Origin of the sequence: Embleya sp. NPDC059237 (genome assembly GCF_042754105.1) — a bacterium.
GTDB lineage: Bacteria > Actinomycetota > Actinomycetes > Streptomycetales > Streptomycetaceae > Embleya.
Genome location: NZ_JBHZAE010000006.1, coordinates 199,618 through 225,805 on the forward strand (window position 1 = coordinate 199,618; position 26,188 = coordinate 225,805).

Annotated in this window: 24 protein-coding genes; 6 read left to right on the forward strand and 18 right to left on the reverse strand. The window is 71.5% G+C overall.

Annotation, left to right across the window (positions count from 1 at the left end; all coding sequences use genetic code 11):
- The first annotated feature begins 134 nt into the window (after positions 1 to 134).
- Together ACFXKZ_RS20370 and ACFXKZ_RS20375 are read left to right on the forward strand one after the other, a co-directional pair.
- Positions 135 to 2,927 (forward strand): AAA family ATPase, encoded by a 2,793-nt coding sequence (locus ACFXKZ_RS20370; protein ID WP_380002282.1) that lies wholly within the window; start codon positions 135 to 137, stop codon positions 2,925 to 2,927.
- Positions 2,928 to 3,296: 369 nt separating this feature from the next.
- Positions 3,297 to 3,425 (forward strand): LPFR motif small protein, encoded by a 129-nt coding sequence (locus ACFXKZ_RS20375; RefSeq protein ID WP_268812575.1) that lies wholly within the window; start codon positions 3,297 to 3,299, stop codon positions 3,423 to 3,425.
- Positions 3,426 to 3,465: 40 nt separating this feature from the next.
- Here the strand turns inward: ACFXKZ_RS20375 and ACFXKZ_RS20380 are convergent, their stop codons facing one another.
- A complete protein-coding gene (locus tag ACFXKZ_RS20380; protein ID WP_380002656.1) occupies positions 3,466 to 4,593 on the reverse strand; it encodes an MFS transporter in 1,128 nt (375 codons plus the stop codon).
- A 175-nt stretch (positions 4,594 to 4,768) separates the two neighbouring features.
- Positions 4,769 to 5,320: a winged helix-turn-helix transcriptional regulator gene (locus tag ACFXKZ_RS20385; protein ID WP_380002283.1), complete on the reverse strand. Its 552-nt coding sequence runs from the start codon at positions 5,318 to 5,320 to the stop codon at positions 4,769 to 4,771.
- A 91-nt stretch (positions 5,321 to 5,411) separates the two neighbouring features.
- Between ACFXKZ_RS20385 and ACFXKZ_RS20390 the strand changes: the two genes are divergently transcribed.
- Complete coding sequence (locus ACFXKZ_RS20390; protein WP_380002284.1) at positions 5,412 to 5,852, forward strand: nuclear transport factor 2 family protein; 441 nt, start codon at positions 5,412 to 5,414, stop codon at positions 5,850 to 5,852.
- 109 nt (positions 5,853 to 5,961) lie between these two features.
- Entirely contained in the window at positions 5,962 to 6,987 is a 1,026-nt protein-coding gene (locus ACFXKZ_RS20395) for a hypothetical protein (protein WP_380002285.1), read from the forward strand.
- Between the two features lie 7 nt (positions 6,988 to 6,994).
- On the opposite strand, the gene ACFXKZ_RS20400 is transcribed toward ACFXKZ_RS20395, so the two are convergent.
- The 4 genes from ACFXKZ_RS20400 to ACFXKZ_RS20415 form a co-directional block, all read right to left on the reverse strand.
- Entirely contained in the window at positions 6,995 to 8,023 is a 1,029-nt protein-coding gene (locus tag ACFXKZ_RS20400) for an alpha/beta fold hydrolase (RefSeq protein WP_380002286.1), read from the reverse strand.
- A 250-nt stretch (positions 8,024 to 8,273) separates the two neighbouring features.
- Entirely contained in the window at positions 8,274 to 8,798 is a 525-nt protein-coding gene (locus ACFXKZ_RS20405) for a peptidylprolyl isomerase (protein WP_380002287.1), read from the reverse strand.
- Between the two features lie 219 nt (positions 8,799 to 9,017).
- The gene (locus ACFXKZ_RS20410; protein ID WP_380002288.1) at positions 9,018 to 9,233 is read right to left on the reverse strand and encodes a tautomerase family protein; all 216 of its coding nucleotides are present in this window, start codon (positions 9,231 to 9,233) and stop codon (positions 9,018 to 9,020) included.
- A gap of 42 nt (positions 9,234 to 9,275) precedes the next feature.
- Entirely contained in the window at positions 9,276 to 10,034 is a 759-nt protein-coding gene (locus tag ACFXKZ_RS20415; RefSeq protein ID WP_380002657.1) for an SDR family oxidoreductase, read from the reverse strand.
- 240 nt (positions 10,035 to 10,274) lie between these two features.
- Between ACFXKZ_RS20415 and ACFXKZ_RS20420 the strand changes: the two genes are divergently transcribed.
- Both ACFXKZ_RS20420 and ACFXKZ_RS20425 read left to right on the forward strand, forming a co-directional pair.
- Positions 10,275 to 11,138, forward strand: coding sequence for a helix-turn-helix transcriptional regulator (locus ACFXKZ_RS20420; protein ID WP_380002289.1), 864 nt, complete (start codon positions 10,275 to 10,277; stop codon positions 11,136 to 11,138).
- A gap of 100 nt (positions 11,139 to 11,238) precedes the next feature.
- Positions 11,239 to 11,727, forward strand: coding sequence for an SRPBCC family protein (locus ACFXKZ_RS20425; RefSeq protein ID WP_380002290.1), 489 nt, complete (start codon positions 11,239 to 11,241; stop codon positions 11,725 to 11,727).
- Between the two features lie 99 nt (positions 11,728 to 11,826).
- Here ACFXKZ_RS20425 and bla read toward each other — a convergent pair whose 3' ends face one another.
- The 12 genes from bla to ACFXKZ_RS20485 all read right to left on the reverse strand — a co-directional run bounded on the left by bla (position 11,827) and on the right by ACFXKZ_RS20485 (position 26,039).
- A complete protein-coding gene (gene bla / locus ACFXKZ_RS20430) occupies positions 11,827 to 12,741 on the reverse strand; it encodes a class A beta-lactamase (protein ID WP_380002291.1) in 915 nt (304 codons plus the stop codon).
- A 155-nt stretch (positions 12,742 to 12,896) separates the two neighbouring features.
- Positions 12,897 to 14,270 carry a M1 family metallopeptidase gene (locus tag ACFXKZ_RS20435; RefSeq protein ID WP_380002292.1) on the reverse strand — a complete coding sequence of 458 codons (1,374 nt, stop codon included), beginning with the start codon at positions 14,268 to 14,270 and terminating at the stop codon, positions 12,897 to 12,899.
- 117 nt (positions 14,271 to 14,387) lie between these two features.
- Positions 14,388 to 14,921: a nucleoside 2-deoxyribosyltransferase gene (locus tag ACFXKZ_RS20440; protein WP_380002293.1), complete on the reverse strand. Its 534-nt coding sequence runs from the start codon at positions 14,919 to 14,921 to the stop codon at positions 14,388 to 14,390.
- A gap of 43 nt (positions 14,922 to 14,964) precedes the next feature.
- Positions 14,965 to 15,582, reverse strand: coding sequence for a class I SAM-dependent methyltransferase (locus tag ACFXKZ_RS20445; protein WP_380002294.1), 618 nt, complete (start codon positions 15,580 to 15,582; stop codon positions 14,965 to 14,967).
- 48 nt (positions 15,583 to 15,630) lie between these two features.
- Positions 15,631 to 17,523, reverse strand: a complete 1,893-nt coding sequence (locus tag ACFXKZ_RS20450) for a hypothetical protein (RefSeq protein ID WP_380002295.1) — start codon at positions 17,521 to 17,523, stop codon at positions 15,631 to 15,633.
- A gap of 123 nt (positions 17,524 to 17,646) precedes the next feature.
- Positions 17,647 to 19,005, reverse strand: a complete 1,359-nt coding sequence (locus ACFXKZ_RS20455) for an MFS transporter (RefSeq protein ID WP_380002296.1) — start codon at positions 19,003 to 19,005, stop codon at positions 17,647 to 17,649.
- Positions 19,002 to 20,249 (reverse strand): ATP-dependent carboxylate-amine ligase, encoded by a 1,248-nt coding sequence (locus tag ACFXKZ_RS20460; protein WP_380002297.1) that lies wholly within the window; start codon positions 20,247 to 20,249, stop codon positions 19,002 to 19,004. The genes ACFXKZ_RS20455 and ACFXKZ_RS20460 overlap by 4 nt, the downstream gene beginning before the upstream one ends.
- Positions 20,246 to 21,424: a DegT/DnrJ/EryC1/StrS family aminotransferase gene (locus ACFXKZ_RS20465; protein WP_380002298.1), complete on the reverse strand. Its 1,179-nt coding sequence runs from the start codon at positions 21,422 to 21,424 to the stop codon at positions 20,246 to 20,248. Before ACFXKZ_RS20465 ends, ACFXKZ_RS20460 begins: the two co-directional genes overlap by 4 nt.
- A complete protein-coding gene (gene blsG / locus ACFXKZ_RS20470; RefSeq protein WP_380002299.1) occupies positions 21,421 to 22,584 on the reverse strand; it encodes an arginine 2,3-aminomutase in 1,164 nt (387 codons plus the stop codon). The genes ACFXKZ_RS20465 and blsG overlap by 4 nt, the downstream gene beginning before the upstream one ends.
- A gap of 153 nt (positions 22,585 to 22,737) precedes the next feature.
- Positions 22,738 to 23,715 (reverse strand): CGA synthase-related protein, encoded by a 978-nt coding sequence (gene blsF / locus ACFXKZ_RS20475; protein WP_380002300.1) that lies wholly within the window; start codon positions 23,713 to 23,715, stop codon positions 22,738 to 22,740.
- Positions 23,703 to 24,692 (reverse strand): cytosylglucuronate decarboxylase, encoded by a 990-nt coding sequence (gene blsE / locus ACFXKZ_RS20480; protein ID WP_380002301.1) that lies wholly within the window; start codon positions 24,690 to 24,692, stop codon positions 23,703 to 23,705. Before blsE ends, blsF begins: the two co-directional genes overlap by 13 nt.
- Before the next feature lie 78 nt (positions 24,693 to 24,770).
- A complete protein-coding gene (locus ACFXKZ_RS20485; protein ID WP_380002302.1) occupies positions 24,771 to 26,039 on the reverse strand; it encodes a hydroxymethylcytosylglucuronate/cytosylglucuronate synthase in 1,269 nt (422 codons plus the stop codon).
- Positions 26,040 to 26,188 lie beyond the last annotated feature (149 nt).

Genomic DNA, 26,188 nt, shown 5'->3' on the forward strand with positions numbered 1-26,188 from the left:
GAGACCATCGAGCGCCATCACCGTCAGCCGAGCACGTCCACCGCATGCACGCCACCCCTGTTCGCGGGAGTACCACCCCGGCGACCACCCCATCGCCCGGCACCGGCCGACGCCCGTCACGACGCGAGCGGCACATGAACGCGCGGGATCGTTCGCACGCGAGCGCCGCACTGGCCGAACTCCTCGACGACGCGCTCGCGGGAAAGAGCGGCATCGCCGTCGTCGGCGGCTCCGTGGCCATGGGCAAAACCACACTGCTGGCCACGTTCACCCATCGGGTACGGGCGGCCGGCGGCCTGGTCCGGTCGGCCGTGGGGTCCGAGGCGGAGGCCGGCGTCGTGCTCGGCGTGGTCGCCCAACTGCTTTACGAGGCAACGCCGTCCGGCTCGGACGGCACGCGCGTGGACCGACTGCTCGCGATCGCCCGGGCGCATCTGGCGGCCTCGACGCACGGAGCGTCGGGCAGGTTGTCCGCGGTGGACGCCGAGATCGTGGAGTCGTTGTGTGCGGTCCTGCTCGGTCCGGCCGAACCCCGCCCTCTGGCCATCGTGGTCGACGACATCCATCATGCCGATCCGGCGTCGCTCGCGTGTCTGGCCTATCTGGCCCGCCGCCTGCACACCGCCCCGCTGTTGGCGGTGTTCGGTCACGCCGACGGGACGAACGAGCAAAGTGCCGCCTTCGTGGAGCAGTTGCTCCGACTGCCGCACGTGCGCGGTGTGCGCCTGGCGCCGCTCGACCCGGATCAGGTACGGGTCGCGGCGACGGCGGCGGGGCTCGGCGCGGACCGGGCGGAGCAGGTCGCGGTTCGAGCGCAGCGGTTGAGCGGAGGCAACCCGCTGCTGCTCGACGGGATCCTCGACGACTTCCGGCGCGGCGAACACGCGTCGTCGCCGGGATACTCGCGGGCGATGCTCTCGTGCCTGCACCGGAGCCCGACGCCCACGGCGGCGGTGGCGCAGGCGCTGGCCGTCCTGGCGGGCCCGGAGTCGATCGGCCGGCTCCTGGGTCTGGAGGCGGATACGGTGGCGCGGTGTCTGAGCGTGCTCGACGCCTCGGGTGTGCTGGAGCGGGGCCGGTTCCGGCATCCGGTGGCGGCAGCGGCGGTCCTGGCGGATCTGGGCCCCGAAGGCACGGCCGCGCTGCACCGGGACGCGGCGGAACTGACGTACGCGGACGGCGCGGACTCGACCGTGGTCGCCGAGCATCTGCTGGCGGGCCGGGGAGTGCGGGCGCCCTGGGCGGTGCGCGTACTGGACGCCGCCGCGTCGTCCGCGCTGGCCGAGGGCCGGAGTGCCCGGGCGGTCGACTGTCTGCGTCTGGCCTGTGCGTTGAGCGAGGACGGGGGCGAACTGGCGCGGACCACGGTGGCGTTGCTCCGGGCGGAGCGGCGGTTGGAACCCGGGATTCCGGATCGACGGATTCCCGATCTGCTTCGGGCGGTATGTGCCGGTGGCCCGACGGGCGGCCCGGACGATGGCCCGGACAGCGGTGAAATCCTGTCCGTGGTCCGGGCGTTGGTGTGGGCCGGGCGCTTCGAGGCAGCCGGCGAGGTGATCCGGCATCTGGCCGCATCGGGTCGGGCGTCGACCCCCGAGGCGGCGCCGGAGTTGCGCGCCGCCCGGATGTGGATTCGTTGCTCGTATCCCCCACTGCTCGAACTGCTGCCCGAGGTGCGGGAGTTCGACGCGGCGACACCCGGCCTGCCCGGCACGACCGAAAGTCGGCGTCACCACGACGCCACGGCGGTGCTCGACTCGGTGCTGACCAGGGGTTTCAGCGAGGCAGCGGTGCATACCGCCGAAAGGATTTTGCACGGTGTCCGGCTGCATGGCACCGATCTGGACACCGTCGAGTGCGCGCTGCTCGCGCTGACCTACGCGGAGCGTCCCGCGTCCGGGCTGCCGTACTGCGACGAACTGATCGCCGCCGCGTTACGGCGGGGCGAATCGGGCAGCCAGGCCCGGCTGCACGCGGTGCGCGCGGAGATCTGCGTCCGTCTCGGCGACCTGCCCGGGGCCGCGCTGCACGCGACCACGGCGTTCGACCTGGTCCCGATCGGCGCGTGGGGCGCGGCGGTCGGCGCGCCGCTGTCCTGCCTGTTGAACGCGCTCACCTCGATGGGCCGTCGGGACGAGGCGGCCGAATTGCTGTATCTGCCGGTCCCGGAGCGTATGCTCCACAGCCGCCCCGGCCTGCACTACCTGCACGCGCGGGGCCGGTACGGCATGGCCGTCGGGGACTGGGAGGGTGCGCTGGCGGATTTTCGGGACTGTGGCGAATTGATGGTCCGCTGGGGCATGGACGTACCGGGCCTGATCGCGTGGCGCAACGACGCCGGCGAGGCGTGGTTGCGGATGGGCGAGCGGGACCGGGCCCGGGCCGTCCTGGAGGAGGAGGCGAGCCGCGGCGGGCACGGTGGTTCGCCGCGCACTCGCGGGGCGACGTTGCGCCTGTTGGCGGCGACCCACGAACCGCACCGGCGGCCGACCCTGTTGCGCCAAGCCGTCGACGCGTTGCAGGAGAGCGGGGACCGCTACGAGTTGGCCCGCGCGCTGGCCGACCTGACCGACATGTACAACGCGATCGGCGAGACTCGGCGGGCCCGGGTGATCGGCTCCCAGGCCAGGATCATCGCGGACACGTGCCGGGCGGAGCCACTGAGCAGGCTGCTCCCGGCCGACCGGGACCGTCCCGACGCCGAGTCCAAGGCCCCGTCGGCGCTGCTCACCGACGCGGAGCAGCGCGTCGCCGACCTGGTGGCGCTCGGCCACACGAACAGCGAGATCGCCAAACTCCTCTACATCACGGTCAGTACCGTCGAACAACATCTGACGCGTATGTATCGCAAGGTCGGCGTCAACGACCGCGCGCAACTGGCCTCGGCCCTGTTCACCGGACCGCATACGCAGGCAGTCGGCGCCTGATCCGGCAAAACAGGCCACCGACGCGGCGGCGCCTGCCCGAAGGTTCGTGGACCGCCGGCTGCCGGGCCGGGCTGCCGCACACACCGCACGCCGGCGTCGGGCCGGACCGCGACGGCGATCCGACTGTGGCAGGCGCCGTCGCGGGACGGCGGCCGGGCGCGCGGCAGCCCCCGATGGTCGCGGTCGGCGAGGAGCGGATCACCGAGTGGCCGACCGGTTCCGCACGGTGACCGAACCGGGCGCCGGCCGGGCGCCGTTTCCCGTCGACCTCACGGGGCAGCCATGAAACATACGGCAAACGTCCTTTTATGGCATTCGCACGATATGACCGCTGCTCTGTCGTCGTGCGAGCGTTGACGGGAGGCAAGCATGTTCAGAGCCATAGGTGACGTCCTGGGCAAGATCGGGAGCGCCATCGCGACCGTTGTCACGTTGCCGTTCCGCGCCTTGGCCCGCCTGTTCGGCGGCGCCTCGGACTCCGCGCACGGGCGGCACTGAGCCGCCGACGGCACGCGCGATCCGACGCCGCGGGCGGCGGTCAGGCGAGCGCCCGAACGCCCCGCCCCTGCCACGCCCATCCACCGCCGAGCACCGCGCACGCCCCGACCGTCACCAGCCCACCCGCGAGGAACGTGCCCCGCACGCCGGCGAACGGCAGGATCAGGCCGCCGAGCGCGGCGCCGGCCGCGATACCGGCGTTGTAGGCACCGGAGTTCGCCGCGAGTGCGATGTCGGTACGCCCCGGGGCACACAGCAGCATCGCGTTCTGCGCAGCCATGAACACCGGCCCGAGCGCACCGCCCATCAGCACCACGAACACCACCGCCGCCACCGGATGGGTACCGAACGCGTACAGCCCGAGCAGGCCGACGGCCTGCGTGCCCATCGCCGCAGCGAGCGCGGCATACGGAAAACGGTCGAGCAGTGCCCCGGTAATGCCCACCCCGATCAGACACGCGACCCCGAACACCACCAGGAGCACGCCGACCGTGCTCGCGGCGAACCCGCTCACATCGTCCAGGAACTTCACGATGTAGGTGAATCCGGCGAATGCCCCGCAGGCGGACAGGGTCCCGGCCGCGAGCACGATCGCGAACCGGCGGACGTCGGGAGCGGTTCCATAGGCGGCCTGCTCCTCCTCCGGCCGCGAGGTCGGCAGCAGTACGGCGATCGTCACCAGGGAGGCGAGCCCCAGACCGGCCGGCACGGCCAGCGGCACCTGCCGGCCGCTGTGCCGACCCAGCCAGGTCCCGGCGGGAACACCGAGTACGAGGGCGAGCGACCCGGCGACGGACAACGCCCCGAGCACCCGTCCGCGCACCTCGGCCGCGAACAGACCCACCGCGACCGGCGCCATCACCGCCCAGAACAGCGCCTGCGCGAGCGCGGTCACCAGTCGCGCCCCGAGCAGCAGCCCGTACGAGGCCGCCGACGCCGCGACCAGACTGGACACGACGAGCGCCGCCAGCACACCCGTGAGCACGTGCCGCCGGGGCACCGCCCGTACGACGTGCGCGAGCGGCACGGAAGCGACGGCCACGGTCACGCCGTAGCCGGTGACGAGGAGGCCGACCGCCGGCACCGACACGTGCAGGCCGTCGGCGATCGGCTCCAGGAGGCCCACCGGCAGGTTTTCCGCCGTGTTGAAGGTGAAGGCGGCGAGCATCAGCGCCGCGAGGATCGCCGTCCTGTGCCACGGAGCCGGTCGTACCGCGCCGCCACGGGTTGCTTCCGCCCCTGCTCGCGTGCGCGCCGTGACACCGTCCATGACGCCACTCCACCCGGCGCGCCGACCCCGCCGCAACCGAAATTCGTCGGGCGGACGGCCCTACCCGTGTCCGTCAGGGCCTCGTAGCGGCTTCGGGTACATCGGATTCGCCCGCGTCGACGGCATGCTCCTGTGTCCCGAAGAGCTTCCGCGCGATGACCGTGGTGCCGGGTGCGTCGCGCCCGCCCGGGCCGGGAAGCACCTCGACCGCCTCGTCGACGAGCTTTTCGCCGCAGTGATCGCACGTCACCGTGGGTGTGCACGGCTGTCCGCAGGTCTTGTGCACCAGCCGCATCGGGACCCCGTCCACGGCCAAGTGCCGGTCGCCCCAGGCCAGGAGGCTCAGGACGACGCCGTAGAGGTCGCGGCCCGCGTCCGTGAGGTGGTACTCGTGCCGCACGGGGCGCTGTTGGTAGGGCTCCCGGACCACGAGTCCGGCGGCCCGGAGGCGGTCCAGGCGATCGGCCAGGACGTTCGTGGCGATGTCGAGATCGCGACGCAGTTCGTCGAAACGCGCCAACCCCAGGAACAGGTCACGCAGGACCAGCAGCGCCCATGGGTCCGCGATCAGGGCGGCAGTACGGGCCACCGAGCAGGACATGTCCGCGAATCGGTCTTTGTTCACCCAGGTCAGGCTAGTGCCTTGTATTCGGCAAGTCACTGCGCCTACGGTAACTTGCAGACAACAAGTCACTGGTTCGAGGCCGGAGGCCGGCATGTACCACACGATCGTGCGCGCGAAGACGCGAAGGATCTGGGCCCGCATGGCCCGAGGCGACTACCGCGCGGCGGTGGAGACGGCCGCGCCGACGGTGCGTTTTCGCTTCGTCGGGGATGCCGCGCCCGCCGCGGAACTGGTCGGCCGGGACGCGTTCGAACAGTGGTTCGCCGACCTGTACACGCTCCTGCCCGATCTGCGGCTGCGGCTGACCGACGTGGTGGCCAAGGGGTGGCCGTGGAAGACGACGGTCGTGGTCCGGCTGGCCGTCAGCTCGACCCTGGCCGACGGCAGTCGCTACGAGAACGAGGGCATCCAGTGGGTCACCCTGCGGTGGGGCCGCATGGTCGACGACTATGTCCTGGAGGACACGGCCCGCCTCGCCGCCGCGATCGAGCGCCAACGCCGCGCCGTCGCCCAGGGGGCGGCCGGCCGCTGACCGCAGCGGGCGCGGCGGTTGCCGAGAACCCGACCGCCCGTGCGCCACCGACACGCCGGCCGCGCCCGGACTACCGGGGCGCGGCGGTGTCGAGAGCCACCATGGGGTCATGGCCACACGCGGGAAGCCGACTCGCCAGGACGCCGGCATCGACGAGGACACGATCGTCGACGAGTTGTACGGCCTCGCCCCCGACGAGTTCGTCGCCGCCCGCGACGCACGCGCCCACACCGTCCGGACCGCCGGCGACCGGGCCATGGCCGGCCGGATCGGCGACCTGCGGCGCCCCGTCCTGGCGGCCTGGCTCGCGAACCTCCTGGTCCGCGAACACCGCGACGAAATCGACGCCTTCCTCCGACTGGGCACCGCGATGCGCGACGCGCAGGAGCAGCTGCAAGGCCCCGAACTGCGCGAACTCTCCCGCCAACGCCACCGCGTGATCGACGCGCTCCAACACCGGGCCCTCGCCCTCGCCGCCGCCCACGGCCACCCCACCGTCGGCGACACCACCCTCCGCGACCTCCAGGACACCCTGAACACGGCCCTGGCCGACCCCGAAGCCGCGCAACGCCTCGCCGCCGGCCGACTCACCGCCCCACTGCACCCCGAGGGCACCTTCGCCTCCGCGCCGGCAGGCCGAACGACCAAGCAGAGAAAGGCCACTCCGCCCGCCGGAGTCGGGAAGACAGGGGAAGCCACCAGGGCAACCAAGGCCACCAAGGCCACCAAGGACGCGAACGCCCCGAAGGGCGCCGAGTCCGCGAAGGGCAACCACGCGGCCCAAGCGCGCGCCGCCCGCGAACGCGCCCGCAAACAATACGAATCCGAACTCGCCCACGCCCGCACCACCGTCGAGGCCGCGGAGAAGTCCGCCCGAGAGGCGACCCGCACGGCCCGGGAACGCCGTACCGCCGCCGAAAAGGCCCGAGCTCGCCACACCGAAGCCCTCGCCGACGTCGAAGCCCTGGCCACCCGCCTCGACAAGGCCCGCACCACGGCCACCCGCCTCGGCACCGCGGCCGACAAGGCCGAAGCCGAACACGAACGTGCGGACCAGGCGGCCCAAGACGCCTCGACCGCGGCCCGATCAGCCCGCGACAACCTCGACCACGTCACCGCCACGCGCCCCGACTGAGCGCGGATCACCCATCAAGGAATCGCGACAACTCCCCGGCCACGAACCGCGGGTTCTCCTCGACCAGCCAGTGCCCCGCGTTCGGCACGTCCACCGCCCGCACGATGTCCGTCATACGCGGCGCCACCGTGCCCCGGATCGCGTCCAGTTGCCCCTGCGCGGTCATCAGCAGCGTCGGAACCCGCACCGGTGCCGCCGCCACGGTGTCGCGAACGTCCTTCTCCAATGCGCGATAAAGCTCGAAACCGCCCGACAGCACACCGGGCCGGCGATAGGTACGCGCATACTCCTCGACCTCCGCGTCGCTGAACGGGGATCGATCCGAGTTTCCTCCGAACGCCGAGCCCCCGAAGGCGACTTGGGGGTAGAACAGCGCCAAGTACGCTCGGACGTCATTGCCCACGACCGCCTCGGGAACCCGTCGCTGGGAGTGAAACGCGATGTGCCAACTCAGCGTTCGATACGTGGACGCGTCGATCGCGGGGCCGGGCAGCGGCAGATCGAGGTAGCCGAGCCGCGCGGTGTCGCCGGGGAACTGCCCGGCGTACTGGAACGCCACCGCGGCGCCGAAGTCGTGCCCGACGACGCGGGCGTCACGCACGCCGAGCCGATCGGCGATCAGCGTGTGGATGTACCGCGCCAGGGTGGCCTTGTCGTACCCGGTCGGCGATCCGGTGCTGTCGCCCAGTCCGGGCAGGTCCACGGCGTACACGGTGTGGCGCTTGGCGAGTTCCGGCATGATCGGCCACCAGCCGTACCAGGTCTGCGGCCACCCGTGTATCAACACCACCGGCGTACCGCTGCCACCGGTCACATAGTGCATACGGACACCGTCGACATCGGCGAACTCATGCCGAAACGTGCCCTCGAAGCCGCGATCACCGCGAGTCGCGGCGGCGTAGGAGGGCACATCGTCCCCGCTCGACGCCGAACAGCTCGCGAGGCCGACCGTGAGCAGGAGCGCAAGCACGAAGGCCACCACCACCCGCCCGGATCGAAGAAGGCGGCGCGGCAACAACCCTGGTCCGAAATTCATGTATTCCTGCCCTCGGGACGGGGAATCACCAGCCGTCCGCGAAACCGCCCGACGGCACTCGGTGACTAGGGGAAGCGAACGAGCCCGGCAACCACCGGCCCGTTCGACGCACCCCAGCCTCGCCGGCCCACACCACGGCGGCACGAAAACTTGCGGTTATGGCAAGTCCGGCCGATACGAGGGCGGTAACCCCGGTGCGCGATCGTGGTGCCTCCGACCTCGGAAGCGGAGGCACCACGATCGGCGTGGGTCAGGACTGGCGGCGCTCGATGGCGACGGACTGGATGACGATGTCCGTGAGCGGGCGGTCGTTCCGGCCGGTCGGGGCCTTCGCGATGGCGTCGACGACCTCCCGGCCCTCGACCACCTCGCCGAAGATCGTGTGCCGGTTCGTGAGGTGCGACGTCGGGGCGACGGTGATGAAGAACTGGGAGCCGTTGGTTCCCGGTCCGGCATTGGCCATCGCCAACAGGTACGGCCGGTCGAACTGCAGGGCGGGGTGGAATTCGTCCTTGAACTCGTATCCCGGCCCGCCCATACCCGTTCCCTGGGGATCGCCGCCCTGGATCATGAAGCCGCCGATCACCCTATGGAAGATCGTTCCGTTGTACAGCGCTCCCTTGCCGGGCGCACCGGTCGACGGATCACGCCACTGGCGAGTGCCGTCGGCCAGTCCGACGAAGTTGGCGACGGTTTCCGGCGCGTGCTCGGGAAACAGTCGCACGACGACCTGCCCGAGCGTCGTGTTCAACGTGGCGATCAGTTCTTCGGCCATCGGTATTCCGTCCTTTCGTGCGTACCCCCTGCGGGCCGCCCGCCACATCGAAGCACGCGAACACCCACCGGAGACCCCAGCGACGCCGGAACGACAACGGATTTCCGGCGAAAAGCCCGGGCACCGGCCCGACCCACACCCGAACAACCCACCCACACAAGGCAAATCACTGTTCCCGGCGATGGCCTCCCACGGTGGGGTCGGCGGGTCGGTCGGGTGTCAGTCGTCGCTGGGCTGCGTGAGCCGGGCGAGGGTCAGGACGTTGCCGCCGATGCCCCAACCGCCGTCGGGGACCTCCTCGATGAGGACCAGCGTGGTGGCGCGGGCTCGTTCGCCGTAGATTTCGACATACAGCTCGGTGGTGCGGGTGACGATGGTTTCCTTGGCCTTTTCGTCGAGGGTTCCGGCGGGGATCTTGAAGTTCGCGAACGGCATGGGTTTTCCTTTCGAAGATGGTCTGTCGGGGTTGCCGGGCGGTCAGATGATGCCGCCGTTGGCGCGGATGACCTGGCCGTTGACCCAGTGGCCGGCCGGTGCGGCGAGGAAGGCGACGACCTCGGCGATGTCGGCCGGGGTGCCGAGGCGTTCCAGCGGCGGTTCGGCGGCGAGTCGGGCGATCGTCGCGGCGTCCTTGCCGTCGAGGAACAGGTCGGTGGCGGTGGGACCGGGGGCGACGGCGTTGACCGTCACGTCCCGGCCGCGCAGTTCGCGGGCGAGGATCAGGGTGAGCGCTTCGACCGCGCCCTTGCTCGCGCTGTAGGCGGCGTAGCCGGGGAAGGCCAAGCCGGTGACCGAGGTGGAGAAGGTGACGAACGCGCCGCCGGGGCGCAGGGTACGAGCGGCCTGCCGGGCGACCACGAACGTGCCCCGGATGTTGGTGCGGTGGGCGGCGTCCAGCTCGGTCAGGTCCAGATCCGCGACCGGTGCCAGGTACATGCGTCCCGCGGCGTGCACCACGACGTCGACGCCGCCGAACTCCGACTCGGCGACGGCGAACAGCGCGGCCACCTCGTCCTCGTCGGCGACGTCGGCACGCACGGCCACCGCGCGACCACCGGCGGCGACCACGGCCTCGGCGGCGGCTTCGGCCGCGTCCCGGTTGCCCGCGTACCCGACGACGATGTCGTATCCGTCGGCCGCCAGTCGGTGCACGGTCCCCCGGCCGATGCCGCGTGAGCCACCGGTGACGACGGCGACGCGGGGCCGGGCCGGACCGACGCCCGCCGCGTCCGGCATCGCGGCGTGCTCGGCTTGCCGAGCCGGCATCGGGATCTTCTCGGTTTCCTCGGCGGACATGCGAACTCCTGCGGTGGATGAGGGGAGGGATCGACGAGCCGGCCGCCGCGAGTGCGCTTCGGCGCGGCCGGCTCGCTGCGATCCCAGCCTGGGCCGACGGACCCGGTCCGACCACGGCTGTGTTTACCCTGGGGTCGCCGACCCCTGGATCCCCGTGGCGGCATGTCCGAGGATGGTGGCGTGAACGAGTCCGAGTTGGCCGCATTCCTGAGGACCCGGCGCGATCGGGTCCGGCCCGCCGACGTCGGACTGCCCGTCGGCCCTCGGCGCCGGGTCCCGGGCCTGCGGCGCGAGGAGGTCGCGCAGTTGGCCGGACTCTCCGCCGACTACTACACGGAACTGGAACGCGGCCGCGGCACCCGACCCTCCGCCCAGGTTCTTGCCTCCCTGGCCCGCGCCCTGCGGCTGAACGGCGACGAGCGGGACCACCTGTTCCACCTCGCCGACCGGCCGCTCCCACCGCCGCACGGCCCGGCCGCACACGTACAACCCGCCCTGCTCGGGCTGCTCGACCGGCTCGCCGACACACCCGCGCAGGTCATCACCGACCTGCACGAAACCCTCGTCCAGAACCCGCTCGCGGTCGCCCTGGTCGGACCGGCGCCGGCGCTGCACGGTCCCGCGGCAAGCTTCGTGTACCGCTGGTTCACCGACCCGGGCGCTCGGGCGATCCACCCGCCCGAGGACCATCCCCACCACTCCCGCGTCTTCGTCGCCGACCTGCGCGCGGTCGCCGCACGGCGCGACCGCGACAGTGCGGTCCGACGCATCGTCGCCGTACTGCAACGCCGCAGCGAGGAGTTCGCCGACCTGTGGGACACCGGCGACGTCGGGCTGCGGCGGACGGACCACAAGCGCATCGTGCACCCGACCCTGGGCGTGATCGAACTCGACTGCCACAGCCTCTTCAGCGAAGACGGACGCCAACGCCTGCTGTGGTTCACCGCCCCGTCGGGCACCGAGGGCGCCGCCCGCCTCGAACTGCTGTCGGTCATCGGCAGCGAGGACATGTCCCCGGACGGCTCCGGGGCACCACGACCCTGACCACTCGCCCGCCCGCTCGGCGCCCCTCGGCCCGAGTGCCCGGCGCGCGATACTGGAACCACATCCCACTTCTCCGACACTCGGGGACGGGAGGCGCGTCATGACCGCGCACGACAGCGGTGGGCCGGTCTTCTCCGGCTCGGCCACTGCCTCGTTCACCGCGACCCCGCGCGCGGTCTTCGACCTGGTCACCGACGTGCGTCGGCTGCCGGAATGGAATGCCGCCATCACGAAGGTGCTGGAGCGTCCGGCGATTTTGGAACCGGGAGCGGAGTGGCTGGTCGTGGTCAAGCCGGCCGGCATGCCGTCGTGGCGAAGCCGCTCGCGCCTGACCGCGATCGACGCCGTCCACGGCGTGTTCCGACACCGCTCGGCGACCGACGACGGCAATCCCGGCTACGTCGAGTGGAACTGGCAGGTGGTCGAGGAACCCGCCGCCACCCGGCTGACCGTCGAGTGGACGCTGCATCCGCGGACCTTCTGGCGCAAACACCTGATCGCCCCCTGGCGGGCCCGAGTCCTGCGCACCCGCGAGGTCCCCGACTCGCTGACCGCCCTGCGCCGAGCCCTCAGCACCACCCACGCCTGAATCCGCCCGCCGCACGACCCGTAGCCGAACGGCACCAGTCGGTCACTCGCGGCGGCGGCCGGGGGCGCTCGCCGCCTCCGGCCCCCGCTCCCGTACACGTCAGCCCAATGCCTCCGCCAGCGCCGTCGCGGTCTGGGCGAGCAGCGGTTCGTCGGCCGGCGCCGCGGCGTCGTCCTTCGTGGACAGGACCGCCATCACGATCGGCCCCCGCCCCGGCGGCCGGACGATACCCACGTCGTTGGTGGTGCCGTAGCCCCCGGTGCCGGTCTTGTCCGCGACGACCCAGTCCCCGGGAAGCCCCGCCCGCAGTCGTTTGCCGCCGGTCGTGTTGGCCAGCAGCCATCCGGTCAACCGCTCGCGGTCCCGCGCATCGAGCGCACCGCCCAGCGCGAGCCGGGCGTAGGTCCGGCCGAGCGCACGCGGACTCGACGTATCCGTCACCCGCCCCGGCTCCGCCGAATTCAGCGCGGGCTCCCACCGGTCGAGCCGGGTCACCCCGTCCCCGACGGACCGACAAAAACCGGTCACCGCGCCGGGACCGCCGAGCAGGCGAAGCAGCAGATTCGCCGCCCCGTTGTCGCTGTAGGCAATGGCGGCGGCGCACAGGTCCGCGACGATCATGCCGTCGGCCAGGTTCTCGGGCCGCCCCGTGATCGGCGCATACCCGGCCTCGGTGACGTCCTTCTCGGTGTACCGGATGCGCCTGGCCAGGAACTCCCCGTCCCGATCGAGGTCCCGCAGCACGGCGGCCACCGCGATGGTCTTGAACGACGAACACATCGGGAACAGTTCATCCGCGCGATGGACCACGGTCCGCCCCGAAACCACATCACACGCGAACACCCCGAGCCGTGCCACATGCGCCCGCTCCAGCGCCCGCAACCGCCCGACGACCTCCCGGTCGTCCACACCCCGCGCGACGGCGCTTCCCGCACCCGGAACAACAACGGCAAGGACCCCCGCGGCAACCCCACCGAGAACCCCGCGCCGACTCGGACCGAACTCCACAACCATCTCCCTCGCCTCGAACATCAACCGGCGAACAGGCCGCCGACCTTCCCGCCTGCCCTCCCCCAAGATCCCGCACACCCGAAACCCACTCGCCACCCGACACCGCGGAGGGCCGGGTCTCCCCCTACGGGTCCGCGCCGGGCCCCGCATGCTCACCGTCAACCGTCGATGCGGTACCGCGCCCAGAACGGCGTCAGGTCCCGCGAAGTGGTCGCCCTGGCCGCCTTCTTGAACTCCGCCGTGGTGGAGATTCCGTACCGGTGGGCGGTGGCATAGTCGCGCAGCAGGATCTCCATCGCGGGTTCGCCGATCAGCCGTCGCAGTTCGTGCAGCGCGCACTTCCCGTAGTCGTAGACCACCGTCTCGTAACGTGTCGGGTGCGCGTCCCAGTACCGCATCGAGTTGGTGATCCGCTCCGTCGACGCAGCCCAGGAGAGTTCGCTCCCGCACCCCTCCCCCGTCTTCCCGAGCGCGAGGTCGGTCGCGTATTCGGCGAACGACTCGTCGAGCCACGGGCCGCCGTACTCGTCGTTGCCGACGATCCCGTACCACCACTGGTGGGCCAGTTCGTGTACGAGCGCCGTGGGCCGCACGCGGTCCAGGACGAAGCCCGGATACTCCATGCCGCTGAACCACAGATCGTCGTCCAGGACCACGTCCAGCTCGGTGTACGGGTACGCGCCGAAGCGCCCGGCATGGGCGTCGACGGCCGCCCGCGCGACGTCCAACATGGCCCGAACATCGGCCGGTTCGATGCCGCCGTCCGCGTACACGTTGATCTCGACGCCGGTCGAGGAGGTCCCGGAGATCCCGGTGAACGGCCCCGCCGCCCAGGCGAAGTCCCGCACGTCGCGGGCCGTCGCGGTGGTGACCGTGCGCCCGGGTGCGCCCGGACGGTCGACCGAGGTGCCGGTGGCCGGTACCCGCAGGTTCGACGGGTGGTCGAGCGTGACGTCGAAGTCGGCGGCGAGCGAGTAGAAGGACTCGCCCGTGTTCGTGTACGGGTCCAGGTGCCGGCCCGTCCCGTCCCGAACCGCCAGCACCGGCAGCGCGTTGCCGACGAAGGCGTGGTCGCCGTCGTGGCCGAACCGGTCGATACCGGCCGGGACCCGGATCCGCAGCCGGAAGCCGATCGTGGCGCCCTCCCCGCGACGCAGCGGCCTGCCCAACTCGATCCGCAGGGCCGTGCAGCCGACCGACAGGCCCGCCGGGACACCACCGGTGACCTCGAAGACCTCGATCGGTGGCGCGGAACACGTACCGTGCGCGTTGCCCCACAACCGCAGGTACACCTCACCCAGCGGAGCGGCCGACACGTTGGTGAATCCCACCCGCTCGTGACCGGTCCACCCGCTCCCCGAGGCGTCACCGGCCAACTCGACCGTGTAGCGGGGCGCCGCCGGGGTGCGCACCGCCTCCGCCCGCGCCGCCGGGAACGCTCGTGCCCCATCCGGGCGCACCGACCCGGAGCCGGCCATGCCCCCCGCGACGAACGTGGCCAAGGCGGCGAGCGCGGCCACGGCGATTCTCATCGAACCCCCGTCCCCATAGTGATCCCCATCCCGTCCCCGTCCCCGTCCGATCGGCCACGTGCGGAGGCGGGTGGCCGGGCCTGCGCCCGACCACCCGCCGATGCGGCAACGCGCCGGTCAGCTCTCGCCCTTGCCGGTGCGCTCGCGGTGCCGGGTCACCGCCCGGTGCAGCGCCGCGTCGACTTCGGGCAGGTATTCCGCGATGTCCCGGCCCTGCGCGTACTCCACGTACTCCACCGTGGCCACGGTGTGCAGCCCCTGGACGAGGAACGTGTACTCCCGTCCCTCCTCCAACATCAGCACGATGGGCTTGTCGAAGGCGCTGGCCCAGCCCATCTCGATGTGGGTACCCGGGGAAGCCGGGAAGCCCGGGAGCGCGACGAAGACGTCGGCCTTGCGGATCTCGTCCTGGTCGAGGCCGGTGCACTGGTCCGGGCGCATCAGCTCGGCGCCCCACGCCTCGCGGCGGTGCGCGTTGTGCACGGCGAGTCCGCGTGCCTCGAAGTGTCGGATCAGGATGTCGAAGGGCGCCCGTGCGTGCTCCGGCATCTCGCCGGTGGCCGGGTCCAGGAGTTGGATGAACGGCCCGGCCAGGAACAGCGAACTCACGTCGAGGCCGCACAGTCGGTCGGTCGAGGGGGCGATGGTCATGCGGCTGCCTCCGGAATGAGATCGTGGGAACGGAACGGCGTGGTCAGGTCTTGCGGAAACACTGGATGTACGCCTGACCGCTGGTGCCGTACGTGTACTCGGTGCCCTCGTACGCCTGGTACGGATGCGACTCGACCCGGATGCTGCGGAAGTGCGGCAGGTATTGCCACCGCAGTTCCGGCCGGGTACTGAAGAAGGGGATGAACACCCCGCCGGGGCGCAGCGCTCGAACGACCTCGGGCATGGTCCTCGCCCACAGCGCCTCGTCCTTCCACACCTCCATGTCCAGGGCGGGGTCGAAGAACATGCCGTCGATGCTCTCCGACGGCAGTTCGAAGACACGTTGAAAGAAGTCGCCGCGCTCGATGGCGAGGTTGTCGGGCAGCGTCGGGTGCTTGCTTCGGAACAACTCCTCGACCTCGTCGAAGAGTTCAAGCACGGTGTGGCTGCGGGTGGCCGGATTGCCGGCGATCCGCAGCGCGGACAGCCCCAGACCGAGGCCGACTTCGTAGAAGTCCCGGCCGTATTCGCACAACATGTCGGCACTGGCCCACATCAGGTCGCGCTCCCAGGCCTGCATGGCCTGTTCGCCGCCGATGCTCAGGGTCAGCTCGCCGTTCTGCTCGACGAGTTCGATCTCGGGCTTGTCTCGGGTTTCCATGGCATCCGTCCTTTGTGATGACGTGGGAATGGGGTTCGGGGCGGATCCTCAGGTCCGGCGCGGCACGACCCCGAAATGGCGGCGTGCCGTCGAGACGGCGAGGTCCTGCACGGCGAAGACCGTGAAGTAGTAGGCCTGCGGCGCGGTTTCGGCGGCGAACCGGACCCGGAAGGCGACGTCCTGGGGGCGGTCGTCCACGGCCCGGATCCGGACGGTGGCCGGTACCACGGTCGTGTCCTCACGCAGGTACGTGGGCACGAACAGGCCCAGTCGCACCGGTCCCGGCCGGGCGGCCGTGAGCACCGCACGCACCTCCAACTCCCCACCCTGCGCCACCTCGTCGGCCGCGTACGCCAGCAGGGACGGCGCCTCGGGCACCCGGAAGGTGACGTCGCCGCACCGCATGCAGACCGCGCAGATCGTGTCCGAGACGTGCGGGAGCAATCCGCGCCGGGTGAACTCCTGGGCGGGGCGCCCGCAGTGGCAGGTCACCTCGCGCACCTGCGGATCGAGCGAGCTGCGGTCGCCGAAGTGCGCCGGGTAGCTCATGATCTCGTTCTCGGGGTTCGCCACGACCTGTTCGGTGATCACGTGGTCGAGCGACTGGAGGTCGGCCGTGAGCGAGGAGCGGATCTCCTCGGGCGACTGGTCGGCGAGATGCGTCGGCCGGGCGAGCCACAGGTCCACCTTGCGCGCGAGCTTGACCAGCCTCGGGCGCAACGCGTGGTTGTGCGGCAGCAGTTCCGAGGTGAGCAGGGTGGTCAGGCGTCGTCCGGCGGTGAGCACGAGCGGGTCGGGGCGGTGCTCGGAAGGGGTCGGCGCGGGCATGTCCCGGGGGGTACGGGGCAGCCCGAAACGCATGAACGCCGGGTAGGGGTGTGAGCCGGCGAGGCCGGCGTTCAGGGTGTCCACGGAGTCCGCGCCGGCCAGGGCCGCGCGCATCCAAGCGACGTTCTCCGGCCGATCGGAGTCGTGCACGGAGACGGCGGAGACGATCGTGCGGGCCGGTCCGTCGAGGGCGTTGAGCAGCAGCTGATACCGGGGGTCGTACAGCGCGAGGTCGGCCAGCGGGCCGCTGTTGCAGGCGCTGAGCACCACCTCGGCCGCCTCCACGCGGTTGAGCGGGACCAGCTTGTCCTCGGGCTTGTAGCAGGGCAGCCCGTACGCGCAGCGCGGCCCGAGCAGGCCGGCCCGGGGCGGGACGGCCGCGTTCAGGCCGCAGATCGTGAACTCGCCGAGGTTGACGCTGTCGTCCTTGCCGTGTCCCTGGAACGCCACCCGATGCCAGCGCGTGCCCAGGATCTCGGCCTGAATGTCGACGCGTTCGAAGTCGCGGTCGTCGAACACCCGGACCCCGGAGGGGTGCGGCGGGCGGTCGGTGTCGGTGAACAGGCCGATCGCGTCGACCCCGGCGGCCGGTGTCGAGGTGTACTGCTTGGCCACGTTCCAGGCCACCGAGGCCGCGTCGCGTCCGCTCAGCAGGGTGAGGCCGGGCTCGCGGCCGCGATAGGTGGTCAGCAGCAGGCCGCGGATCGGGTCCAGGTTGAGCCGGTCGTAGCAGCCGACGAGCAGCAGCGTTCCGGGGTGTCGACGCCGGAACGCCTCGGCCGTGCCGCAGAGTTCGTGCTCGGTCACCCAGGTGCGGGCGAGCGGGCGGGCGAGCGCGGGCAGACCGTCGGGCAGGTCCTCCGCCCCGAGCAGGATGCCCACGTCGAGGGGTTCGGGGAGGGCGATCCCGGCGTACAGGCGCGAGGCCAGTTCGACGGCGTGCGCCAGGTCCGGGCGTTCGGCGCACGCCACGGGTACGGGGGTGTGCGCGGGCGCGGCCAGGAACTCGGCCACCGCCTGCGGCAGTCGGTCGAAGTCGACCACGGTGAACAGCGCGCCGGCGGGCGTCGGATCCGGGCGGTCGGGTGCTGCGGCGACAACGGGAGCGTTCATGACGGGTGACCTCGTGTGTGATGTGGATTGGCCCGGTCGGGCACGGGGCGAACCGGGTGGGGCGGACGGGACTTCGCCGGCGGTCGGCGGCCATCGCGGGGCCGGAGCGGTCGAAGGAGGCGGTCAAGTCGCGCACTGCACCGGGAGCGCGGCCTCGGGGACGAGCACCCTGCGTCCCGCGAAAGCCAGTCCCGCGCCCACCAGGGCCACGCCGAACGCGACCGTGAACACACCGCGTGGGCCGATCGGGTCCATCAGCAGACCACCGACCTGTTGACCCACCGCGTCCCCCAGGACCGTTGCCAGCGACGCCCACGTGAACGCCTGTGCCAGCAGCCGCGGGTCCGCGAGGGCGCCGACGAGGGTCATCTCGCCGGCCGACACCAGGGCCATCGGCATGCTCCCGACGACCAGGGCGATGCCCAGGGTCACCGGGGAGGTGGTGGGCACGGTCAGCCCCGTACCGATCGCGTACGCGAGCACCAGCCGGGGGAAGCGCACATGCATCGCGACCCGCGACGGGGCGCGCCCCAGCCACAGCGCGCCCAGTGCGCTGCCGACCCCCCAGCAGGCGTACACGACTCCCGTGCCGTCGCTCGATCCGTGCGCGGACACCGAGGCCGGAATGGCCAGCGTCATCAGGCCGATCGGGACGGCACTCGCCGCCATCACGCCCATCAGCACGAGCATCGGCGGATCGCGCAAGGGGTGGCGCGGCGCGGCGCGGGCGTCGGCCCCCTCCGAGCCGGGATCGGCCACCGCTTCCGGGTTGGTGGGCACGCGCACGCAGGCCAGGCCGAGGGCGCCCGCGCCGCCGACGACGGCGACCACGGTCAGCGCCGCTCCGGCGGAGCCGCACACCATCAGGGCCGCGAGCATCAACGGTGCACCGATGACCAGGATCTCGGTGAGCAGGGCCTCCCACAGGTAGGCGGTCTCCCGTTGCGCGTCGTCGAGCGGCATGCGCGCCCACAGCGCCCGCATGCACGCGTTCGTCGGCGGCAGCGCGATGCCCGAGGCGACGGCCAGGACGGGCTGCGCCCAGGAGCCGGGTCGGGTGGCCCACACCAGCGCGGCGAGCGTGGCCGGATAGGCGAGGCCGGTCACGATCAGCACGCCTCGGCGGCCGTCGCGGTCGAGCAGGCGGGCGATCAGCGGACTGCCGAGGGCCATGCCGACCGTGTACAGCGCGGCGATCAGCCCGGCCTGCGGGTAACTCCCGCCCTGCTCGCGGATCGTCAGCACCATGGCCAGCGACATCAGGTAGACGGGCAGCCGGGCGACGACACTCCACCAGGCCACGCCGGCGACGCCGGGGCGGGTGAGCAGGGCACGGAAGCGGGTGAACAGCCCGCCGCCGGGCCCGGAGGCCGCCGCCGGCGCCGAGTTCGCGGCGGCCGGGCCCGGGTCGACCACGGATCCGGCGTCGGTCCCGGTCTCGGTGTCGGTGTCGGTGTCCTCGCGACGCGGAGCGGCGGTCATCCGGACACCGGATCGGGTTCGCGGACCGGGGCCACCTCGATCGTGAAGGCGTCCAGGACCGCCCGCATACGCCGTTCGACCTGCCCGATCGACTCGCCCACGACGTGGACGTGTCCCGAGGCGTTGTGCGACGCGCGGCGGGCCGTCACCGTGTCGCCGACCCCGGCCCGCACGACCGCGTCGACCACGCCGGGCAGGCGCAGGAGTTCGTCCGCCGAGGTGACCCGGCGTACCGTTCCCGATCCGGGCAGCGGCAGCAGCAGATCGCCGGCGCACCGGCGTTCGCGGTAGTCCAGGCGGGGGCGGCGGCCAAGGTACACGTCCAGCGTGGCCGCGAAGACGTCGAATCCGTAGGCGTGTCCGTGGTTGGCGGGGATCTCGCAGCCGGCCAACCGGATCCCGATCTCGCCGGCGTAGACCTGCCCGTCGACCACGAAGAACTCCATGTGGGCGTATCCGTGGTCGATGCCCATGCCGGTGACGATGCGCTGGAGCAGGGCGGGCAGGTCCACGGCCGGGCCCTCGTCCGTACCGACGCTGATGTTGGCGTTCATCGCGCCGTCGACGATGGCCAGCGGGCGGTAGGGCATCGCGCTGGGCCAGGCGCTCAGTACCTCGCCCTCGTGGATGAGCGCGCACACCTCCCATTCGGTGCCGCCGAGGTACTGCTCGACCATGAAGTCGCGGGCGGTGAGGTCGATGTCGCGCACCGCGTCCCGGTCGCGCAGCAGGTGGGTGTCGACGCACGCGAACGAGTCCACCGGCTTGAGCACGAGCGGCCATCCGTGTTCCGCGGCGAACCGCTCCACGTCCGCCGCCGACCGCACGTGGCCGAAGGCGGCGGTGCGCAGGCCGAGTTCGCGGAACCGCCGCTTCATCGCGGCCTTGTCACGCACCCAGGCCACCTGGTGTTCGCCGAGGTGGGGCAGTCCGGCCAGGGCGGCGAAGCGCTGTGCGACGTGCTGGCGCGGCTCGGAGGGGTTGCAGAAGCGGGTGGGCGGTGTGGGCAGTTCGGCGGCCCACTCCCGGTAGCGCCGGGCCTCCTCCGCCAGGGGCACACCTTCGCGAACCCAGAACGCCGGCAGGTGCGCGGTCTCGCTCAGGTAGTCCTCGCGCAGATCGCCACGCAACTCGGCGAACCGCAGCAGGACCAGGCCATCGGGCAACGCCCGTGCCGCGTAGCGGGTGAACGACGAGGCACGATCGTCCACCATCAGCAACACGGGCGCCCGCCCCGCGCTCACACCGCCTCCAGGACGCGCCGGATCGCCTTGACCGCGGCGACCTGTTCCGCCTCCGGCAATTCCGGCGCCAGCGGTACGCACAGCGTGCGGTCCAATCGATCGCGGGTACGCGCGAATCCGTCGTGGCTGAGCATGAGCGAGCCCTCGGGGGCGTGGTTCCACGGGAAGCCGTCGGCGTAGAGCGAGCGGCGGCCGGTGAGTACCGGGTGCTCCGGCAACAGGTACTTGTTCAGCGTCCAGTTGGCGATGCCCTCGGCGGTCAGCGCGGCCACGGCGGCGTCGCGCAGCGCGCGGTCGCGGCAGCGAAAGCGCAGGCTGACCTTTGCGTCGCCCGCCGCGCGCGGCCGTACCTCCAGGTCCGCCCGGTCCGGCAGGTCCGCCATCGCGATGGCGTACATGCGCTCCAGCCCCTCGAGGAGTTCGTCGAGGTGGCGGAACTGCTGGCACTGGACCGCGGCGACCTGCTCGCCGGTGACGAAGTTCTCCCCGTAGTAGGCGTCTTCGTTCCAGGTGGGATAACGCCCGGGCACCCGCGCCGAGCCGTGGTCGTGGTAGCAGCGCATCGCCGCCCACGCCTGCTCGTCGTTGCTGATCACCAACCCGCCCTCGCCCGAGGTGAGCACCTTGTTGTGGTGGAAGCTGAAGGTCCCCGCGTAGCCCGCGGTCCCCACCGAACGGCCGTCCGGGAAGCGGGCGCCGAGGGACTGGGCACAGTCCTCGATCAGATACGGCACTCCCTTGGGCAGCGTGGCCACCGCGCCCTCCATGTGGGCCACGATCACCCGTTCGGCGTCGGACGGCAGCAGCGTGGGGTCCAGCGACAACGAGTCGTCGGCGTCGACCAGTACCGGGATCAGCCCGCAGGACAACACGGCGCCGGCCACCGCCACGAACGTGACGGCCGGCATGTACACCCGGTCGCCGATGCGCGGGCGGGTGGCGATCAGCGCGAGTCGCAGCGCCTCGGTGCAGTTGTGTACGGCCAACGTGTGAGCCACGCCCAGGCGTTCGCAGGTGACCCGCTCCAACCGCGAGGCCATGCTCTCGGTTTCGGTCTGGTAGCGGAACAACACCTGGTGGTCGATCACCTCCCGCAGTTCCGTCATGTCGGACCAGTCGAGCCAGTTCGCGCCGTAGGGCAGGAAACGTTGTCCCAGTCGCTTGTCCAGGGTCATCGCGTGTCCGCCTCCGTGATCGGGTACACCGCGTTGTCGACGAGCATTTCCTCGCCCTTGTGGTTGCGCAGGCGCAGGCCGTCGGGGGTGACGGTGAAGTAGGGCCGCGCGATGGGGATCTTGCCGAGGCGGGTGGTCAGCACGTACTGCGGCACCCCGAAGCCGGTGATGTGGCCCTGGAGGCCCTCCATGATCTCCCAGCCCTTGGCCACGGAGGTCATGAAGTGCGAGACGCCGGTGACGTTGTCGCAGTGGTACAGGTAGTACGGGCGGACCCGGATACGCAGCAGTTCCGTCATCAGCGTGCGCATGGTCGCGACGTCGTCGTTGATCCCGCGCAGCAGCACGGTCTGGTTCCCCACCGGGATGCCGTGGCGCAACATGCGGTCCACCGCCGCGCTCGCCTCCGGGGTGATCTCCTTGGGGTGGTTGAAGTGGGTGTTGACCCATACCGGGTGATACCGGGCCAGCATCTCGCACAGTTCGTCGGTGATGCGCTGCGGCAACAACACGGGGAATCGACTGCCGATCCGGATGATCTCCACGCTCGGGATCGCCCGCAGTCCCGCGATGATCTCCTCGAGTTTGCCGTCCCGATAGGACAGCGGATCCCCGCCGGTCAGCAACACGTCGCGGATCTCCGGGTGTTCGGCGATGTAGCGCAGATCCTCGTCGAAGGACTCGCCCTCGTCGTCGCGGAAGTAGGTGCCGTTGACGTCGGTGGTGTGGAACTTGCGCGTGCAGTGCCGGCAGTACACCGGGCATGCCTCGGTGACCAGCAGGATGACCCGGTCCGGATACTTGTGCACGACACGATTGGTCTTGCGGTAGAACGTGTCGCCGACGGGGTCGACCTCCGCGCCGGAGAACTCGACCAGTTCGCCGCCGGCGGGCACGGCCTGTTGCCGTACGGGACAGAGCGGGTCGTCGGGATCCATCAGCGAGGCGTAGTAGGGCGTGATGCTCCAGCGATATCGCCCCGCCACTCCGGCGATCGCCTGCTCCTCCTCGGGAGTGAGGTTGATCCACTGCCGGGCCTTGTCGACGTTGGTGATGCGTCGACGCATGTGCCAGTGCCAGTCGTTCCAGTCCGAGTCGGGGACATCGGGGCGCACGATCGTGGCGGCCTGGGTGTCGGTGTCGAGGGGGATGGCGGACATGGCGGCTCCAGGGTTGACGGACCTTCGGCGACGCGAGGCGTGCGGTCGGGTGCGCGGGGCGGGGCCCGGCCGGTGGTGGTGACGCGGGCGCTCAGCGGGGGCGGTGCGGCCGGGTGGAGACCCGGCGGAAAACCCGGTCGGGTACCGGGCTGCTCACAATGGTGCGAGCGCGAGTTGGCGGAGTGTGCGGGCGACGCGTTGCGCGCCGCGCAGATCGTCCGGTTCGGGGTCGAGTAGGTCCCAAGGCACGGCGCCGTCGGACGATTCCCATACGGAGTCGTGCTCGGGATCCTCGACGAGCGGAATGGGGAGCAACCGCCGCATCCGCGTGGCCAGATCGCGCTGGGCCTCGCCCAGGGCGGGCAGGAACGCGAGCGGCGCACGCCGGGCCCGGGCCAGGGCGACGGCGCCCAACGTCGGTGCGGCCAGCAAGACTTCGGCCTCGGCGTGCAACGCGTCCACGTCCACATCGACCGCGCGGCTCACCCGCACCCGCCGGTCGTCGCCGAGACCGGCCAGCGCAGCGCGGATCGGCTTCAGCCGCGTATCGCAGACCACGTCGCATCGACCGGTCCGGCGCAGCGCCGCCCGAACCAGCGCGGGCACCGTCTCGGCGGCGAAGGTGTCCGCCTCGGCGGCCGGCACCTCCCACGCCGACAACAGCAGCAGGGTTCCGCCGCGTTGCCGCCCGCGCGCCGACCGGGCGGGCGCGAGCAGGCCGGTGGGTCGGGCCTCGCCGGCGCCGGGCGCGGAGTCGGGCAACCATCCGGGCCGATGGACCCGATGCAGCACTCCGTCGACGCGCGCGGGTGGGTCGCCCGGGGGCCGGTGACCCGACGTCAGGTGTACGACCGGCACGCCGGACGCGCGGAGTCGGCCCGTGGCGTCCTCGTCGTCGCAGACCAACACCACGTCCGGCCACGGCTCGTCGGGGGCCTCCCGTACCGGCCGCAGGTCCCCGAGATGGGCGGCGATCCGGCGCCGGGCGAGCAGCGAGTCCAGGTGCTCGTCGCGGGAGACCAGCAGGATCCGCCGCGCGGACTCGGCGGACGGTGCCGCGGAGCCCGGCCCGGGATCCTCGCCGGCCGTTCGTCGCGCGTCGGCTCCTTCCCGGGGAGTCAGTACTGCCATGCCGTCACCGACCCCAGCCGGGCGACGTCGTCGCTGTAGCCGGCCGCCGTGGTGGAACAGCCGTTGCACACCAGGGGCCCGCGTTCGCGGTAGAAGTCGGCGTGCGCACGGAACGCCGGGGTGTCCAGGTCGATCACACCCGCTTCGCGCAGCGGCGCGCCGCCCGGCCCGTCGTCCCCTTCGCGGTGCGGGATGCAGCTGCACGCGTACATCCGCCCGTACTTGCCGTCGATGTAGATGACGTCGTCGGCGACGTGGCACTGCGGCAGCGACGCGCGCGGGGTGACGGATTCGGCGAAGTAGCGTTCCTGTTCCGCAGGTTCGTCACCGTAGAAACGTTTGCCCATCGGCACGAGCAGCACGTTCGGGTCCGCGTCGTAGACGCGGTCGCAGACGCGGCGCACGTCGTCGGGGTCGGGATAGGTGATGCTGCGGTCCAGTTTCAGCGCGGACAACTCCCACTGTCGCACTCCGGCTCGCGTCAACACCTCCTGGAGCAGCGGCATTTCGTGGTAGTTGTGTGGTCCGACCACGGTGTTGACCCGGGGCAGGACGCCGAGGTCGGCGGCGGCGCGCAGTCCGCGCAGCCCGCTGTCGAACATGCCTGGCGATCGGCGATAGACGTCGTGCGTCGCGGCGGACGCCCCGTCGAGGCTGACGATCACCTGGGCCAGGCCCGCCTCGGCCAGCCGCTCGGCCATCCTGGGCAACATCGAGCCGTTGGTGATCAGGGACATCTTCATACCGGCCGCCGCGCCGGAACGCACCAGGTCCACCACGTCCGGGTGCATGAGGGGTTCGCCGCCGGTGAAGCGCACATAGGCCACGCCGGCCGCGCGGGCTTTCGGCAACAGGTCGGCGAAGTCCTCGCGCGAAAAGCGGAATGTGTCGCGCGACAACGCGAAGTCGCACATGAAACAGTCGGCGTTGCAGGCTTCCAGAATCCGGATGAACAGATAACGATGACGCTCACGCACAGGGGACCCCTTCGGGCCGGTCGGAGGCGGGGCGGGCATGGGTGTGGCGGGGCGGGACGACATGAGGGTGTGCGGCGGTCAGGCGGCGCGGGGTACGCCCGGCAGGAGCGCGAGCAGGGCGTCGGCCACGTCCGCGGCCCCGTCGACACCGACGGTCGCGGTCAGCGCGCCCCAGTCGTCGGCCCCGGCGGCGGCGCCGCGCAGCGCGGTCAGGATGGCGTCGCGCAACACGACGGTCGTGCTCCGGACCGCCGTGTCCGCGCCCGCCGCGGCGATTCCGGCATAGATTCGCTCCAGGGCGTGGTCCTCGCCGCGAGTGCGCAGCGACAGCGCCTCCTCTTCGGCGAACACCGCCTTGGGCCAGGTGATTCGGGTCTTCGTACCGATCGCGCGGCTGTGGAAACGGCCGTTGAAGATCTGGCTGAGGTTCTGTGGCGGCAGGCACAGCGTGGGGACGCGCAGCCGGCCGGCTTCGAGAAGGGTGGTCAGGCCCGGGGAGGTCAGCAGCACGTCGCAGCCGGCGAGCCGATCCAGGAACTCGCCGTGTGCGAGCGCGCCCGTGCTCACGTGTGGCGGAGTGATCGACGCGTCCACGAGGCGTCCGGCGAGGTCGGCCGGCAGGTTGCCGGCGAGGTGTACCTCGTGCACCCCGTGGGCGGCGAGCGCTTCCAGGACAGCGGGAACGACGATGCGCGGATAGGCGGTCCAGTCGGCGAGCCGAGGTGCGCGCAGGCCGCCGAGACTGACCAGGGCGGTGCGGTGGGGACCGGCGGCGGAGGCCGCCCGCTCGGCGCGGGGCGGGGTGCCGACGACGGCGCCCACCCAGCGCAGCGCTCGCACGGATGCCAGCACGTCCCGGCATTCGGCGGGCAGTTCGACGCACCTCTGCGCGCAGTAGACCGTCGCCTCCAGGGGCAGCGCCACCCGGTCCCCCTCGCCCCACATGAACGGCAGGCTGTCCACGAACACGGTCGGTACGCCGGCTGCCTCCGTCGCCTTGGCGACGGCACCGTCCAGGACGACGACCGCGGCCACCGCCGCTTCCGCGCCGGTGACGGCGGTGACGGCTTCGGGTACGTCCTCGGCGTCGTCCGGCAGGTCGTACCAGCGCTCGATGGCGTGTTCGGACAACACGGGCCGGCCGAGCCCGGAGGCCAGGCCGACGAATCGCAGCGGCACCGCCGTGCGTTCGCGCAAGGCCGCGAGGATCGCGCCGAGTTTCCCCGAGCTGCCCCAGCCGAATTCTGCTCCGGAGACGATTACGGTTCGTGTACTGGAATCAGTGCGCAATTGAATCCGTCTCGACTTCCCGGTCGGCGGGTTGGCGACATCAATGTAGGTCGCCACCCCGGAGCCATGCAACCAGTTAGTCGAGATTCGCCCGTATGCAGGAATGATATTTCCATCGGGAATTCAACGTTCCGAGAATACGGATCGCTTATATGAGAATCGGCATCGTTTGATTCGACAACGGCTCGCCCACGGGCCGACTCCTG